The organism is Actinomadura sediminis (assembly GCF_042675525.1).
GTDB classification, from domain to species: domain Bacteria; phylum Actinomycetota; class Actinomycetes; order Streptosporangiales; family Streptosporangiaceae; genus Spirillospora; species Spirillospora sediminis.
In genome coordinates, this window is record NZ_JBHTJA010000005.1 from 138661 (window position 1) to 154924 (window position 16264).

At 73.8% G+C, this 16264-nt stretch carries 10 protein-coding genes; 7 read left to right on the forward strand and 3 right to left on the reverse strand.

Going from position 1 to position 16264, the window contains the following annotated elements; translation table 11 throughout:
* The first annotated feature begins 26 nt into the window (after positions 1-26).
* The 5 genes from ACFQ11_RS05275 (at position 27) to ACFQ11_RS05295 (ending at position 8584) form a co-directional block, all read left to right on the forward strand.
* Positions 27-404, forward strand: a complete 378-nt coding sequence (locus ACFQ11_RS05275; RefSeq protein WP_378296684.1) for a hypothetical protein — start codon at positions 27-29, stop codon at positions 402-404.
* 530 nt (positions 405-934) lie between these two features.
* On the forward strand, positions 935-2374 hold the full coding sequence (locus tag ACFQ11_RS05280; RefSeq protein ID WP_378296685.1) for an esterase/lipase family protein: 1440 nt from the start codon (positions 935-937) through the stop codon (positions 2372-2374).
* Complete coding sequence (locus tag ACFQ11_RS05285) at positions 2371-4350, forward strand: hypothetical protein (RefSeq protein WP_378296686.1); 1980 nt, start codon at positions 2371-2373, stop codon at positions 4348-4350. The genes ACFQ11_RS05280 and ACFQ11_RS05285 overlap by 4 nt, the downstream gene beginning before the upstream one ends.
* A complete protein-coding gene (locus ACFQ11_RS05290; RefSeq protein WP_378296687.1) occupies positions 4347-5354 on the forward strand; it encodes an AAA family ATPase in 1008 nt (335 codons plus the stop codon). Before ACFQ11_RS05285 ends, ACFQ11_RS05290 begins: the two co-directional genes overlap by 4 nt.
* A complete protein-coding gene (locus tag ACFQ11_RS05295) occupies positions 5351-8584 on the forward strand; it encodes an SAV_2336 N-terminal domain-related protein (RefSeq protein ID WP_378296688.1) in 3234 nt (1077 codons plus the stop codon). Before ACFQ11_RS05290 ends, ACFQ11_RS05295 begins: the two co-directional genes overlap by 4 nt.
* A gap of 26 nt (positions 8585-8610) precedes the next feature.
* Here the strand turns inward: ACFQ11_RS05295 and ACFQ11_RS05300 are convergent, their stop codons facing one another.
* Genes ACFQ11_RS05300 through ACFQ11_RS05310 form a run of 3 tightly spaced genes read right to left on the reverse strand, consistent with a single transcriptional unit; the run spans position 8611 to position 12926 of the window.
* Positions 8611-10506: a hypothetical protein gene (locus tag ACFQ11_RS05300; protein ID WP_378296690.1), complete on the reverse strand. Its 1896-nt coding sequence runs from the start codon at positions 10504-10506 to the stop codon at positions 8611-8613.
* A complete protein-coding gene (locus tag ACFQ11_RS05305) occupies positions 10503-11495 on the reverse strand; it encodes a hypothetical protein (RefSeq protein ID WP_378296691.1) in 993 nt (330 codons plus the stop codon). Before ACFQ11_RS05305 ends, ACFQ11_RS05300 begins: the two co-directional genes overlap by 4 nt.
* 33 nt (positions 11496-11528) lie before the next feature.
* A complete protein-coding gene (locus ACFQ11_RS05310) occupies positions 11529-12926 on the reverse strand; it encodes a hypothetical protein (protein ID WP_378296692.1) in 1398 nt (465 codons plus the stop codon).
* Positions 12927-13146: 220 nt separating this feature from the next.
* Between ACFQ11_RS05310 and ACFQ11_RS05315 the strand changes: the two genes are divergently transcribed.
* Positions 13147-14538: a DUF4407 domain-containing protein gene (locus ACFQ11_RS05315; RefSeq protein ID WP_378296693.1), complete on the forward strand. Its 1392-nt coding sequence runs from the start codon at positions 13147-13149 to the stop codon at positions 14536-14538.
* Positions 14525-16264, forward strand: a 1740-nt coding sequence (locus tag ACFQ11_RS05320) for a serine/threonine-protein kinase (protein WP_378296695.1), incomplete at its 3' end; no start/stop codon positions are given. The genes ACFQ11_RS05315 and ACFQ11_RS05320, both read left to right, overlap by 14 nt.

A 16264-nucleotide genomic window follows, 5' to 3' on the forward strand; every position in this document is an offset into this window, starting at 1 on the left:
GGATATTCGCCCATTACGCTGCTTCGGTGGATCACGGCGAGTTCTACACGACCCTCGCGCAGGTATTTCCCGTGCTGCTTCTCGCGCTGCTCTGGGATTCCCGTTATCTCGAACGGCTCCGCGAACAGGAACGCCGCAGCCGCGACGCCGACCCCGTCGACGGAGTGCGTTTCTGGACGAAGGGCCGCGTCCGCGCCTACACGATCCTCCTCGCGCTGCTGAACATCACCGGGCTCGGCGTCACCGTCCTCGCGCTCTCGGGCCTTTACGGCGACAGCGCGCCGCTGCGGACCGCCCTCGCGATCATCCTGATCACGAGTCTGCTCACATTGTTCGTCCGGGTCTGGGGCCAGGTCGTCTGGGCCACGCGGGAGCCGCCGAGCCGGGGCGCGGGCGACGACTGACGGGCGCGGCCAGCGCGCCGCCTCTCCCGGGTCCGCCACGGGCGCGGTCCGGTGCGCGGTCCCGGCCGGTGACGCGCGATCGGCGGGTGGCGGGCGGGGCGTCGGGTGGCCTGTTCAGGCCAGGGTTCGGCGCAACCGGACGTCCGGTCCGCGCGTCCGCCGCATCCGGTCAGCCGCGGTCGCGGGGGCCCGACCGGAGGTCCGCCGGACGGGACGGCGCCGTGGTCCGGCGCGCGCGGCATCGTGCCCGGCCGCTCGCCGGTGCGCGTAACCCCAGGTCAGAGGTCATCGAAGATGATCGGAGCCGCGTCGGGCGGCCTTCCGGAAAGGGCGTCCTGGTCCATCCGCAACCGATGCCGGGAGGTACGGGAGGCGCGATCGGCCGGGTGCCGACATGCGGGAGGAAAGGCACTTTTCCGGCAGATCTTGAACTACAAGGCTTAACCGTCAGGTGGGGATTGTCTGCTATTAGCGAGGTATTCTCATGGCCCCATACGGGGGCTCTTCGGGGAGAGAACGGGGAGAGTTGGTTGGGCGAGAACTCGGCCGGAGGGCCGCGGGACGTGGTCGAGCGGATGCAGGTACGGCACCTCCTGGTCGTGCTCCCGGGCATCTGCGGGAGTTCACTGCACCGCGGTCGCGAGACCCTCTGGGGCATGTCGGCGGACATGCGCCGACCCATCCGCGAGCCGAGGCTCCTGGCGGCGGGCTACGACGCCCTCTCCGACCCCGGCTACGAGGACGGAGTGGTCCCCGGAGGGTTGATGTCGGTGCCCGTCCCGTACCTGGCCAGGGTGCTCGGCCCGTACGGGACGCTGCGGCACGGGCTGCGGAAGCGGTTCTGGCTCAACGAGCTGAACTACATGGAGTTCCCGTACGACTGGCGCCGCCCGGTGGCGGTCAACTCCGCCCGCCTCGCCGCCGCGATCCGCACCCGGCTCGCCGCGCTCGCCGAGCACGTCGACGACCCGCGCGTGATCATCATCGCGCACAGCATGGGCGGACTCGTCGCGGCGCACTACCTGCGGCACCATGACGACGCGGGGGACTGCCACCGCGTCCTCACCGCGGGCACTCCTTTCCGCGGCGCCGTCAAAGCGCTCGACTTCCTCGTCAACGGCCCGGAGCTCGGCCCGGTGCACGTGAGCCGGCTCGCCGAGGCCCTCCGCGAGGTGCCGGGCGTGTACGACCTGCTTCCGCTGTACCGGACGGTCGCCGACCGGCGCCCCGGCCGGGACGGAACCGCCCGCCGCCTCGTCGATCTCGTCGACGGGATCGATCTCGACGCCGCGCGCGTCCGCGCGTCCCGCGACCTGCTCGCCGGGCTGAACACCCCGCACGAGCGGTCGAGGATCATCGCACCGCTCGTCGGCCACGGGCAGCGCACGGTCCAGCAGGCGATCCTGCACCCCGGCGGGCGGCTGGAATGCTCGAAGGGCTCCGACCTGCTCCCCGCGGACTACCACGCCCGCGACGGCGACGGCACCGTGCCCGTGATGGCCGCGACACCGGGAGGCGAGGAGTGGGTCCTCCCCTCCTGGGGAGGCGACAGCCACAACGGCCTGGTCCACGGGCGGGAGCACGCCGCCGGACTGGTGAACTCGGTGGCCACCGTCCTGTCGCGGCTGCGGAACGGCGATCCCGCGCTCGCGCCGGGCGACGTCCGCAGGGGCCCGGCGGGCGATCAGGGCCCGCCGGAAGGCGGCCGGACCGTGCGGCTCGACGTCGACGACCTGTATCCGGCGAACGTTCCGATCCAGGTGTCGGGCCGGGCGGACGGCTGTGCCCCGGGGACGCGGTTGTGGGCCAGGCTCGCCGGCGAGCCGGGCGCCGTGCCCGCCCGCGTCGCCGACGACCGGACGTTCCGGTTCGAGTTCCCCGCCACCGGCGCGGGCGTGCGCATCCTGGAGCTGTTCGCCGCGGAACCGCCGGAGTCACCGCTGGTCACCGACGTGATCGAGGTGGCATGACCTGGGGGACCTGGTACTTCGACGAGCCGCGGAGCCTGGCGAGGTACGTGCAGCGGGAGGACCTCGACGCCGCCGGCCTGCTCGGCGCGATCGCCGAGCGCCCGCCCGGCACCGCCGAACTCGCCGGATACGTGTACCAGCAGCTGCGGGGCCTGGGCCTGCGGTACGACGTCTCGCTGCTGAGCCGGGACGGCGCCGCGCAGGTCGTCCAGGCGCCGTACACGATCATCCACAGGAAGCGGGCCGGCAGTTGCCTGGACCTGTCCCTGATCTACGCGGGCCTGTGCCTGGTGGTCGGCCTGTACCCGGTGATCGCGGTCCTGCAGTACAAGGACCGCCGCCGGCACGCGTTCGTCCTCGTGCGCGACGTCCCGCCCGGGGCGGGCCACGGGGACGTGTGGCAGGGGCGCTTCGGCCTGGAGGAGGGGCTGTGGACACCGACCGCCGACATGCTCCGGGAGGAGATCAAGGAGGGGAACTGGATCGCGGTCGAGACGACGTGCGCCACCGATCACTTCGGCGCGTCGTGCTCGTTCGAGGAGGCCCGCCAGCGGGGTGCCGAGGCGATCGGTGACGCACGGAGGATCCACGCGGTCGACGTCGGCCACCTCCTGGCGGAGCGGAACTACGCCGTCGAACCGGGCGTGTCGCTCGTCTTCCCGACCGGGCCGGCCGGGGCGAACGAGCCGAACGAGGCGACCGGTCAGGCCGCTCGGACCGGCCGGGCGGGGCCGTCCGAGCCGTCCGAGGAGTACGGGAACAGGGTCGCCGGGGAGATCCGCCGCAGGTACGAGAAGCAGCTCGCGGGCCTGCGGACCCGGCTGGACCTGCCGTCCCTGACCGACCTCGTCCCCACGCTCGGCGGGGACGGCAGGGCCCTCGTCCAAGCCCTGGCGGAGGGGCTCCTGGCGAAGCGGACGTTCCGTGCCATCGGCGGGGAGATCCCGAAGATGGAGGAACTGCACCACCTGTTCTTCGACGCCGCGTCCAGCGAAGTGGCGGCGGAGTCGGCGGACGTGCTGCTGATCGAGGCCGCGCTCGCCGGTTCCCGGTCGGGACTCAGCGTCCTGGCGCGGTTCATGCTGAGCGTCGCGCACCGCAACGACGTCGGGCTGGAACACCCGGTGCTGCGCGACTGGCTCGATCGCCACGACGCGCAGGGCAACAACGTGCGCGACTACCTCGAGAGCCGGGCCGAGAAGCACTGGGTCCTGTTCGAGATCGGCGGGCCGGACCTCGTCGGCAACGCCGCCGAGCCGGAGGACGTGCGCATTTCCGTGCAGGTGCATCCGGCGGTCCGGATGGGACGGATCCAGGCCAGGTACTGCAAACGCGCGGAGGTGAAGAGCGCCCTCCGGGAAATGATGACCAGACTGTGCGAGGGACTCGGCGGGCGCGAGCTGTTCATCGAGTTGATCGCCCCGCTGCACCTCCTCGAAGAGGGATACGAGCAGATCGATCTCGCCCCGGGGCAGCCGCATCGCCCGCGGCTGCGCTGGTACGGGCACATGTGGGGCAGCGAGGGCATGAAACAGACCCAGCGCAGGCGGCACGACGCCGCCGACTGGGCCGGAGACCCGGCCCTCGTCACGGACGAGGCGGCGGTGGACGAGCAGGCGCTGAAGGCGTGGCTCAGACGGAACCTGCAGTTCCCGTACGTGGTGGCGGAGCGGGCGAACGCGGACACGTGCGAACTGCTGAAAGGGCTGCTGCGGAACGGCTGCGGTTACATCCTCTGGTATCCCGAGCGCGCGTACGCGACGGTGGCGGAGGACGTGCGCGAGGTGTGGGCGGGGCTGGACTCCTCGAATCGAAGGATTTTCTTCCCCGACAAATTGCTGGACCAATCACATGCGGCGCCCATCTCGGTTATCTGGAGCGACCCGGGCGGACGGGGACCCTTTCGCGTTTCGGACGTCCGTCCAGGTAAACGGGGCGGCGCGCTGCGCGGCACGCGGAAGAGGGCGACGGCATGACGTGGGAGATCTTCAGGGGGGACGGCGAGCCGCGGCGGCTGGAGGGGGCGGAGCACGCCTGGCAGGGGCGGCTGCCCGCCCCGCCGCCGTGGCGGGCGCCGAGGTCCGCCGACGGCGCGGACGCCCCGACGCCGTTCGTCATGACGGACGCGCTGCGCCAGGCGATCAACGCGGCGCTGCACCTGCGCCGCCCGCTGCTGCTCATGGGACCCGCGGGGATGGGCAAGTCCTCGGTGGTGGACGTGATCGCCCGCGAACTCGAACTCGGGCCGGTGCTGCGCTGGCACATCACGTCCAAGAGCGTCGTCACCGACGGCCTGTACCAGTACGACGCGCTGGACCGCCTGCACGCGACGCAACTGGCGCGCGGCCGGGTGCGGAAGGAGCCGGCGTCCCGCCAGGATGCGCCGCAGTCGCGCGTCGAGTCTCCCGAGGAGGACGGCGCGGCCATCGAGCGGTTCGTCAAGCTGGGACCGCTCGGCACGGCGCTCGCGGACGGTGTGCCGCGGGCGGTGCTCATCGACGAGATCGACAAGAGCGACCTGGACCTGCCGGGCGACCTGCTCAACATCATCGAGGGGCTGGAGTTCGAGATCCCGCCGCTGCTGCGGAACAAGGGGAGCGGGTTCGAGGTCCGCGGCGCGGATGGCGGGACGTACGGCGTCGGCGACGGCAGGGTGCGGGCGGCCGAGTTCCCCGTCATCGTCTTCACGAGCAACGGCGAACGGACGTTCCCGTCGGCGTTCCTGCGGCGCTGCGTCCGGTTCCGGATGGAGAAGCCGACGGAGGAACTGCTCACCGAGATCGTCCAGGAGCATCTGCGGTACGTGCCCGACGACGCGCTCGCCGAGATCAACGCCTTCGCCGCCGAGCTGAGGTCGGGCACGCACCTGGCGATCAACCAGCTCCTGGAACTGGTGCACCTGATGACCGCCCAGGACATCAACGGCAAGGAACTGGAGAAACTGCGGGAGCTCCTCCTCAAGAGCCTCACCGAGCGATGACCGAACTGGACGCCCGGCTGCTCGCGGAACTGCTGTGGCTGGCACGGAACCCCCCGCCCGCCCCGCCCGACCACCGGCGGCGGCTGGGCGACGGCCCGCCCCCCGGCCGCCCGGTGGAGCCCGCCGCGCCGGACACGGCACCGTCCGGCGGCGACGCGCGGGACGCGGGGACCGGCGCCGGGTGCGGGGTGCCGCTCTACCCGCCCGCGGGCACCGCGGTGGACGAGGCCGGCGGGGCGTCCGCGCCGCGGATGAGCAAGATCGCCTTTCCCGGCGCGTCCCCGCTTCCCGAGGCGATGGAGCTGGCCCGGTCGCTCCGCCCGTTCAAACGGCTGACCAGGCCCGGACGGTCCGAGCTCGACATGGCCGCGACCGTGCAGGCCACCGCCGAGGCGCGCACCGTCGACCCGGCGCAGCTCATGATCACGATGCGCCGCGCCCGCGTACGCTCCCTCGACTTCACGCTGGTGACCGACTCCTCGACGTCGATGCGGGTGTGGCGTCCGCTGTTCGAACGGCTGGAGCGCGTCCTCGCGCAGGTCGGCGCGTTCCAGACGGTGTCGCGCTGGGACCTGGAGGTCGACGGCGGCGGTGAGGTCCGGGTGGTGGACCCGAACGGGACGGGCTACCCGCCGAGCCGCCTGCTGGACCTGTCGGGGTCCCGCATCGTGCTGGTCGCCACCGACGCCGTCGCCGAAGGCTGGTACCGGCGGCCGGTCTGGAAGGCCGTCGACGGCTGGGCGCGGGCGATGCCGACGACCCTCCTGCACATGCTGCCGCCCGAGTACCGGCCCGACACCGCGGTCGGCGTCCCCTACACCGCCTCCCGGTGCCCCGGCGGGATGTCCGCGAACGCGGGGTTCGAGGTCGAGTGGGGCTGGTGGGCGGAGCGGGAGCGGGACGGCGCGCCGCCGCTGCCGGTGATCGGGCTGTCGCCGGCCGAGTTCGCCGGCTGGGCCGAGGCGCTCGTGTCCGGCACCACCTGGGTGCAGGGCATCACGACGTCGCCGCCCGTGCTCGCCGAGGACCTGTACGGCGAAGACGAGGGAGACGCCGCCGACGATGGAGACGCCGCCGCCGACGAAGGCGCCGATGACGACGCCGATGACGACGCCGCCGAGCAGGAGATGCTCGTCGACGCGTTCTTCCGGCGGGCCTCACCGGGCGCGGTCCGGCTCGCCCACGTGCTGTCCTGCGCGACGAGCCTGACGCTGCCGCTCATCGACGTGCTCCAGCCCGAGCTGGCCAGGGGCACGGGCCTGCTCGAACGGGCCGAACTGTTCGTCAGCGGACTGCTGGAGGAGACCGGGGACGACCTGTACGAGTTCGTCCCGGCGGCGCGGGAGCGGCTGGTCACGGGCCTGTCGGCGCTGGACGAATGGGCGATCAGCAAGACGGTCAACGAGCACATCGAGGGCCGGTTCGGGGGCGGCGGGGACCTCACCGCGCTCGTCCGCGACCCCGAGGGCGCCGCGGCCGCCGGGTACGTCCGCCCGTTCGCGCAACTGGCCCGCAATCTCGCCGAGCGGCGCGGCATCCCCGTGCCCGCGTGGGCCGAGGACACCGGCCGTCCGGAGCCGAAGTCCGGCGAGGCGCCCGCGCCGGAGTCCGGCACGTCCGCGGAGAACCGGCCGGAAACCGCTTCGGGGCAGGCGATGAGCCTCTGGGGACCACTGGTCGCGGCGTTGGACGGGGCGAACCGGCGGGAACCCGCCGCCGGGCAGCCGAAGAACTCCTGGGCGCCCTGGCTCGTCGCGTCGGGCATGGCCGCGGTCGTCGGGCTGAACCCCGTCATCAAGGCGATCACCCGGCGGCGCAGGTCGCAGGAGCGGGCGGAGCTGGTCGCCGCCCTCGGTGCGCGCGTCGCCGAGGTGAAGGCGGGCGACGAGCTGGCCGTGGTCGACCTCGGTGCGGACGGCCTCACGGCGTACCTCGTGCGGCGGAACACGGCCGGGACGCCGGACGCGACCATGCGTCCGACCGTCCCCTGGGCCGACGCCCTCGACGAGGCCGGCGTCCCCACCGGGGCGGTGGGGATCGGAGACGGGCGGAACATCGTGCTCGTCGACACCGCGGTCTACAGCCTGCCGGTGCTGGCGGCGCTGCCCGCGCTGAAGAAGCAGGTGCCGGACGGGGCCGCCCTCACCGCCTCGGGCGCGGATCTCGGCCAGGTGCTGCGCGAGGTCATCGACGCCGAACCGATCCGGCAGCCGTACGCGCTGCTCGCGATGGAGCCCGAGCGGGCCGGCGGCGGCCGGCGGCTCGGGTTCCGGACCGTGCCGATCTTCCCCGCCGGCGCGTCAAAGGGAGACGTCCGCGGCCTCGTCATGCGCATCGAACCGAGCGACGCGCACGGGACGGTCCTCGCGGTCGTCGCCAGGGGACCGGAGGGCACGGACCGGACGGTGCTGGTGCGGTCGGTGAAGGCGCCGCCCGGCCGGTACTCGGTGACCGCGGAACTGGACGGTCCGGGCCGGGTCCGGTTCGGCGGGCTCCCGAAAAGCGGTCCGGAGGCGCGGAGCTGGCACGAGATCGTCGGCGCGGGGACCGTCGCGTACGACCCGCCCCGTCCGGCGCACCTGGTCTGCGCGCTGGAGTTCTCCGGTCCGCGCGACGTCGTGGACGAGCGCATCGACCGAATCCGCCGGGTGGTCGGTCTCCTCGCGGCGGAGCTGGGCGAGCTCCTCCGGGTGTCGCTGCTGCTCTACGGCGCGCACCTGTACCGGTACCGGCCCGAGGACGACCCCCCGGTGGCGCGCCGGGTCTGGCGTGCGAACCCGTCCTACGCGCTGCGATGCCTGGACGGCCTCGCCGCGACGCCTCCCCTGCCGAGCGGCAACCCGGAAGGGGCGATGGTGGAGGACATGCTGTTCCTCGTCCAGCGGTCGCTGCGCGGCGTTCGGCGGCCGGAGCGAACCGCGCTGCTGACCGTGGGGAAGCGGGCACCGCATCCGCCCGAGGTGCACCCGTCCGAGACGCTGCCGTGCCCCGACGGGCACGACTGGACCGTGCTGATGGACGAGCTGCACGTCGGCGGCGTGACGTTCGCGGCGATCCGCGATCACTCCGCACGCCGGCACAGGACGGACGACATGACCTGGGTCAGGCTCGCCGGGGACGCGAAACCGTTCCGGCTGGACGCCGTCGACCCGGCCGCGGTCGGGCGGCGGCTGGGGCTGGTGCCCACCGACGCGCAGCGCGTGCCGCTCCCGATCGTCGTGCAGACCTGACGGCATCGCATGCCCCGGGCCGGGGGCTACGGGTTGGGCTCGTGGTCCGACCGCCACGGCGGGCGGAACGACTTGATCTTGTGGCGCAGCCCCGCCTGCGCGTCGTCCCCGTCATCGTGGGCCTCCTCGTACCGGCTCATGGGCGGAGGCGGCCAGGAGGGGTGGCGGGCGAGGGCCCTGTCCACCACCCCGCGCAGATCGGGGGAGAGGTAGGACGGCGTCGCGGCGCCGAGGAAGCCGCGCAGGTAGAAGTCGACCAGCAGGTCGCGCGCGTCCGCGCCCTGGTACAGGGACAGCGCGGCGAGAATGAGGGCCGGCCGCGGCGAGTTCGGGCCGCCGCCCCGGACGATCCCCGCGAACTGGTCGCGGTTCAGCCGGCCTCCGAACACCGCCGCGAGCAGCTCCCGCAGCGCGCCGGCCTGCTCGTTGACGCCCGGATAGAAGCGCTCGACGGGCTGCGCCAGGTAGCCGTGGGTGGCGAGGGCGTGCGCGACGGGCGTGGCGTGGCCGTCCCGGGAACGCCTGCACAGCTCCGCGAGGACGACCTCCAGGACGTCCTCGCGCTCCTCGCTGACGGCGAGACGCACGAGGGCGTTCGCGTCGACGCGGCGCGCCAGGCTCATCACGTCCCGGCCGAGCCGGATCGCGACGGCCAGGCGGGTCGGCTCGTCGCCCACGGCGAGGCGCGCCATGACCTGCAACAACTGGAGCGGGAGGTCGACGCCGAGGTCGTTCTCGATCCGGTAGACGTTCTCGAGATCGAGCGACGGGCCGTGCCCCAGCCGCAGGCACGCCTCGTACAGCTCGGCGAGTTCCGGGTCGTCCCTGGTGGACGACGGCAGGCACGGCAGTCCCGCGGCGACGGCGGTCTCCCAGAGGCGGCGGCGCTCGTCGGCGCCGAACCCGGCGTCCTGCACCTGCCGCAACCGCGCCACCGCGGAGATGAACGTCGGCCGGTCGACGTGCGCGACGGCGTGCCGGCAGGCGTGCAGGGCCTCCATCGCCGCAACGAAGTCCGCCCCGTCGCCCTGCGTCGTGCCCGCCGGACGCCCGGGGCCGCGGACCTGCGCGTTCAGCAGCTCCAGCGACCGCCGGGCGTCGTCGGCGGTGAAGCTCATCGGCTCCCGCCGCGCCGCCAGCCCGCGGATCAGGTCGGCCGCCCGCTCCTCGGTGCCCGCGTTGTCGCCGAGCAGATCGGCGTACCGGTGCGCGACCGTGTTCCACTTGTCGGCGAAGGACGGCGTGGCGCCCCACCGCACCGCCTGCGCGTCCTCGCCCGCGTGCGCGGTGAACGCCAGCCGGATGCGGTTCTGCGAGGTGCTGCTGACCCAGGTCGCGGCCGACAGCCGGGTGCGCAGCCCGTACGGCAGCAGCGCGGCCACGACGTCGAGGAACCGGAGTCGTTCCAGGTAGGTCGGGATCTTGCCGGACGGCACGATGTGCACCGGGTCGAGCGTGAGCAGCAGCCCGGCCACCCCCAGCGCGTACTCGTCGACGCGCGGCGCCAGTGCCTCCGGGGACAGCGCCGGGAGTTCGACGGCGGCGGGCGCGTCGTCCGCGGGCGGTTCCCAGTCGCTCAGCGCGTGGTAGATCGTCTCGTAGGAGACGGCGCCCCGCAGTTGCGAGTACGGCAGCGCGCAGTAGCGCGTGATCGCGATCTTGCGGCCGGTGTGGTCGCGCTCCTGCGCCCAGCGCTGCACGGCCAGGCCGATGTACTGCTCGTTCTTGGCGCGGTCGCGCGCCCAGTTCAGCGTGACCTGCGGAAGATGGTTGTGCGTTCCGGTGGAGTGATGCTGCATGATCTGCGTGAAGTCGGCGCTGTTGAGGCGCCCGTTGCTGCACCGCAGCACCCGGTAGGAGAGACCGTTGGGCTCCTTCCCCCACAGCGCCCATTCCGGGACGACCTGGATGCGGTCGCTCATCGGGCCGCCTCGGCGGCGGACCGCGGAGCGGCCGCCCGCCCGTCCGCGAGCTTCTCCGCCAGCCACAGGACCGGCTCCATCACGTTGATCGGGTACACGCTCGTCCGGATCCGGAAGCCGCGCTCGGAGTCCGGGTCGGGCACGACGTTCTGGAAGTCGCGCAGATCGAACCTGCCCACGCGCGGGTCGAGGTGGAACCCGACCGCGGACGTCACGAAGAACCGGATCCGGTCCTCGGCGAAGTACCGGGTGAGCTTCCTCAGGACGAGGTCGGCGGTGCCGCTCGCCGACACCGAGCACAACTCGCGGAACAGCTCCCGCGCGTCCTCGTCGTGCACCACGCGCGGGAAGCCGTGCTCGTCCTCGTCGAAGTCGAGCAGCCCGAGGTGCTCGGCCGTCTGCAGGACCCGCACCTCGTCGAACTTGGTCGTGCAGACCGCGACGTGGTGGGGCAGGCGGCCGTCCTCCGGCGCGTCCGCGGAGTTCAGCATCACCTGCGCCAGCCGGGCGAGCATGCCGTCGAGGCTGCGGTAGGCGTCGCCGACCTTGAACTCGCGGATCGGGTCGAACAAGTACACGATCCCGCGGCTCTTGGCGAGGCTCTCCACCATCGGGCCGTGGTCGCCGATGAAGTCGTTGCTGAACAGCTCGCCCTCGGCGTCGTGCACGTCGAGGCCGATGGCGTGCCCGCGCTTGACCCGGCGCCGGTTCCAGAGCCGTCCCTCGCGCCGCTCGGTCTGCCCGATCAGCCGCCACCGGTACTGCTCGATGCCGCTGGTCGCCTCCGGGAAGGCGTTGTCGTTGACCAGCGTGCCGGACAGCTCCACGAGCTTGTCCGTGGACGCCTCGTTGGCGCCGATCACCCGCCAGTCGACGTCGTCCGCCCTGTTCAGGGCGATGTCCAGCGCGGCGAGGAAAGTCGTCTTGCCGGAACCGGTCGCCCCCCACATGGCGATGTTGTGCTCGGGGGGCGGCAGTGGGGCTGCCATGCTCGGGTTCGCTCCATCCGTGGGCGGGTCGGGTCAGGTCGTCTCGTCGAAGGGGAACGGGACGCGCCGCGGTTCGGCCGGGCCGAGGCCGAGCCGGGCGCCGAGGCGCGGCACGTCCACCGCGTCCTGCCCGGCGAGACCGTCCCCGGCGAGCCGGGTCCAGAACGGGTCGGCGCGGCGGGCGGGCCGGTCGGTGACGGCGCCGCACGCGAAGCCGGAGCGGCGCCGCAGGCCGCGCAGCGTCCCCTCCCAGTCCGCCGCGGTGGGGCACGGCAGGACCTCCGACGGGGACACCGCCGCCGGGTGCGGCGGCCGGTCGCCGATCACGAGCAGCGCGGGCCGGGCGGGGTCCGCGGCGGTGAGCAGCCGCTCGGCCTCCGCCAGCGCGCACTCGACCGCGGCGGCGCGCGGGTAGCCGACGTCGCCGGGGTCCCGCTCGCGCAGCGCGTCCAGGACCACCTGGACGTCCTCGGGGGAGCGCCGGTCCGCGAGCACCTTCACCGCCGGGGGCGGGCGGCGGACGAACGCGTGCGGACCGTAGGCGACGAGGGACACGGCGAGGCCCGCGCCGCCGCCGGCCGCGGCGGCGCGCAGGAACTGGGCGGCCCGGTCGAGCCGCGCGGCGACGCGCTCGGGCGGCCCCGCGGTCTCGATGGCGCACACCAGGTGGACGTCCGGCGGCGTCGGCGGCAACCGGTCCGGGACGGCCGCGACGAGCTCCTCCCACGTCCGGTCGTCGGGGACCGGCTCGTCGGGCAGCCCGTGGAACCGGACGCGCCCCGGCCGTTCGAGCTCGGCGATCAGCTCGTACCGTCCGGGCGGGACGTGCGCGCGCTGCACCGACACGAGCCGGAACCGGCGGTCGGACCAGGAGACGACGGCGAGCGCCGCGCCGCGCTCGTCGGTCGGGTGGAAGCGCAGGTCGAGCGGGACGGTGTCGTGGCGGCGGGACCCGACGGGGAACAGCACGCGGCCGGTGAAGCGCAGCCGCCCGGCGGGGTCGGCGACGAGGGTGACCAGCTCGTACAGCCGGGCGAGGGGCTCGTCGTCGATCGCCGCGCGCAGCATCCGGCCGATCGCCGCGCCGGGCGCCGTGTGGGTCTGCGCGTCGGGGGCGGCGGCCTGCAGCCAGGCGATGGCCTGCGCGGGCTCGGCGCCGTCCGGGAACGTGCAGGCCAGCAGCGTGGCCGCGTCGGGGTCGAGGCGCGCGGCCCGGACGACGGCGTCCTTCGCCGGTGCGCCGTCGTCCGACAGGTCCTCCCACGTCCGGTGCCAGAAACGGCCCCCGGGCACGCCGTTCGCGTCGCGAGAGATCCGGTACGCGTTGATCCCGTCGGCGGCGGCCTCCACCACGATCAGCCGGTGATGTCCGGAAAGTGCTCTGATCGACTTGGTGAGGGATTTCTGCAGTTCCTCACCTGGATCGGCCAACTGCGGCTCCTGTCCTTCTCCGGTCCCCCTGCGCACCGGACGGACCGGGCACACCCCACAGGATTGTCCCGGCACCGCTCCGACCGCTGTCGATTATGGCCGAATCCGGCCACCCGGAATATCCCTTCGGCGACTTAATCGGGCGCACGTGACTACACTTGTCCGACGTCTGCCGGGGGCGCGCGAACGTCCCCTGCTCGGAACGGGCGAGAGGGTTTGGATGCGGCGTTTTCTGATCTCCCTTTCCGGTGCCCGACCGGAAATTCTCCGCCGCTGCCCCTCCGAACGCGCGAAGTACGAGGGCATCGGCGGCGCCGTCCTCACCACCAGCGTCCTCGCCGCGCTGTCGATGTGGTTCGCCATGTACAGCGCCCTCGGCGTGCACCCGCTCCTCGCGGCGCCGATCGCGCTCGCGTGGGGCGCGGCCATCTTGAGCCTCGACCGCTGGCTCGTCACGTCCATCCCGGCGGAGGGACCCCGGCTCAAGTTCGCGATCCCCCGCATCATCATGGCGGTCATCCTCGGCGCCGTCGTCTCCACCCCGCTCGTCCTGCAGATCTTCAAGTCCGAGATCGACGCGCAGATCGTCGAGATGAAGCAGGCGCGCAGCAACGAGTTCACCGCCGAGCAGCGGACGGGCGAGGTCGGCCGGCAGGTCGCGGCCCTGCAGCAGCAGGTCGACAAGCTGCAGGAGGTCGTCCGCTCGCGCGGCGACGTCCCGCTCGACCCGGCCGCCGACCCGGAGATCAGGACGCTCGAGCGGCAGCGCGACCAGCAGCAGAAGGTCGCGAAAGAGCACTACGACGAGTGGCAGTGCCAGCTCTACGGCGGGGAGGGCTGCCCCCGCCGGGGAGACGGCCCGCTCGCGTCGGAGAGCGAACGGGCCTTCAAGAAGGCCCAAGGCCAGGTGGCCGGTCTGAACGGGCAGATAGAGGACCGCAAAAAGGAACTCGCCGCCGACAGCGAGGCGGCCAAGAGTACCCGGCTGCAGCAGGCCACCGCGGAACTCCCCAAGGTGCAGCAGCAGCTCGCGGACGCCCGGGAAAGGCAGCGCACGCTGCAAAGCCAGTTCGATTCGGAGAACGCCGAGACGAACGGCCTGCTCATCCGCCTGGAGGCGCTCGGCGAGGTCTCCCGCAACGACTCCACCCTCGCCGGCGCGCGAATCCTGCTGTTCCTGTTCTTCCTGCTGATCGAATGCCTGCCGGTGGCGGTCAAGCTGATGATGAAACCCGGCAACTACGACCGCATTCTCGGGCTGGAGATCAAACGGGAGATGCGCGAGGCGCGGGCCGGCGCCCGCCCCGGCGCCGGTGGAATCGACTTCGGTGCCGCCCGGCCGCCCTCCACCCAGGCCATCTGGGCGCGCAAGGACGAGGAACGCGGTGGCGACGAACCCGACGACCTCCTCGACGAGCCCGGTGACCGCCCGACCGCGCACTTCGAGCCGTCCGCCCCGTCCGCCCCGACCGGCACGGGCCCGCAGCCCGCCGCGGCGTCCGACGACGAGGCCATCCGCCGGATCGCCGACACCCGCACCATCGTGGACGCCCGCGCGGACCCGGCCCGCGACTCCGACGGGCAGCCGCTGTACGACGATGACGACTACTGAGCCGCGCGGCCTCCGCAACGACCGGTACGAGGTCCTCGATGCGGTCGCGGGCGGCGGCATGGGCGAGGTGTGGCTCGCCCACGACACCCTCCTCGACCGGAGGGTGGCGCTCAAGTCGCTGCGGCTCGGCGTCCAGCCCGACCCGGAGCTGCGCGGCCGCGCGTTCCGCGAGGCGAAGGCCCTCGCACGCGTCACGCACCCCGGCATCGTCGGCATCTACGACGTCTTCGTCGAGGGCGACGACCCGTGGCTCGTCATGGAGTTCGTCGAGGGCCGCACCCTCGCGGACGTCCTCGCCGAACGCCCGCTCACCGAACGGGACGCCGCCGGCGTCGCCCTCGCGCTGCTCGACGCCCTCGACGCCGTGCACCGCAGCGGCGTCGTCCACCGCGACGTCAAACCGGCGAACGTCCTCATCGAGGACGACGGCCGCGTCCGCCTGATCGACTTCGGCATCGCCCTCGTCGGCGACACCACCCGGCTCACCCGCACCGGCCTGGTCGTCGGCACCGCCGAGTACATGGCCCCCGAACGGTTCGGCGACGCCGACGCCGGCCCGCCCGCGGACCTGTGGTCGCTCGGCGTCCTGCTGTTCGAGGCCCTCGAGGGCCGCTCCCCGTTCCGCCGCGCCGAGGGCCCCGACGCCCCCTCGGCGACCCTCTGGGCCGTCATGCACGACCCCCCACCGACCCCGGTGGCGTCCGGCCGCCTGACCGCCTCCATCCTCCGCCTCCTGGACAAGTCCCCCACCAGCCGCCTGACGAGCACCCCCCTGCGCCGAACCCTGCAATCCATCCTCGCCCCCGCCCCCGCCCGCCCCCCGCACATCGAGACCGGACCGCCGCACTTCTGCGGCGGCGTCATCGACGACGTACCCGCTCCGCCCCGCCCCCCGGCCGAACACGGCCCCCGGTCACCGGGCGGCTCCAGAGCACCGCGCGCCGGCCGCACCGCGGGTGACGGCCGTGCGCCTGCTGAACCTCGTTCCCCGAGCGAGCCCCAAGCCCCGGGCGAGGGCCGCGCGGCGGGAGAAGGTCGCGCGCCGGGTGGGGGGCGCGCCCCGGGCGGCGCCCGCGTCCCGGGCGACGGCCGCGCGGCGGGAGAGGGCCGGACGCCCGGTGACGCCCGCGTCCCGGGCGACGGCCGCGCGGCGGGAGGGCGGCCCGCCTCGGCCGGGGACCGCACATTGAGCGACGGCCGCGCGCCGGGTGAGCGCCGAGCCTCAGGCCACGGTCGCACGCCCAGTGACGGCCGCGCGCCGGGTAAGGGCCGTAGGCCGGGGGAGCGGCGGTCCGCGGGGGGTGCCCGCGTTCCGCGGGAGGGGCGGCCGCCGGTGGCCGGGGGCGGGGGGCCGGGGGGCTCCGCCGGTGCGCGTCCTGCTCGGGTGGCCGACCTCGTGCGGGTGCTCGCCGGGGCGGAGACGGACGCGGACGTGGACGCGGCGGTCGCGGCGATGGGCGGGGTTCCGCCCGAGGCGGTCCGGGAGGCGCTGGACGCCGCGGGCGCTCGCGCGGCCGGGGCCGTGCTTCGCAGGTTGCCGCGCGAGCGGGCCGCGCAGGTGCTCGCGGCCGGGTCGGCGCGGACCGCGGCCGGGCTGCTCGCCGCCGTGCCCGCCGTTCGGCGGCCGGACGGACGGACGCCGGCGCACGCGGCGGCGGTGCTGCAGATGCTCGAGTCCGCGCAGGCCGGGGGCGCCGTCGGCGGGCTCGACCCGGACGCGGCGGCG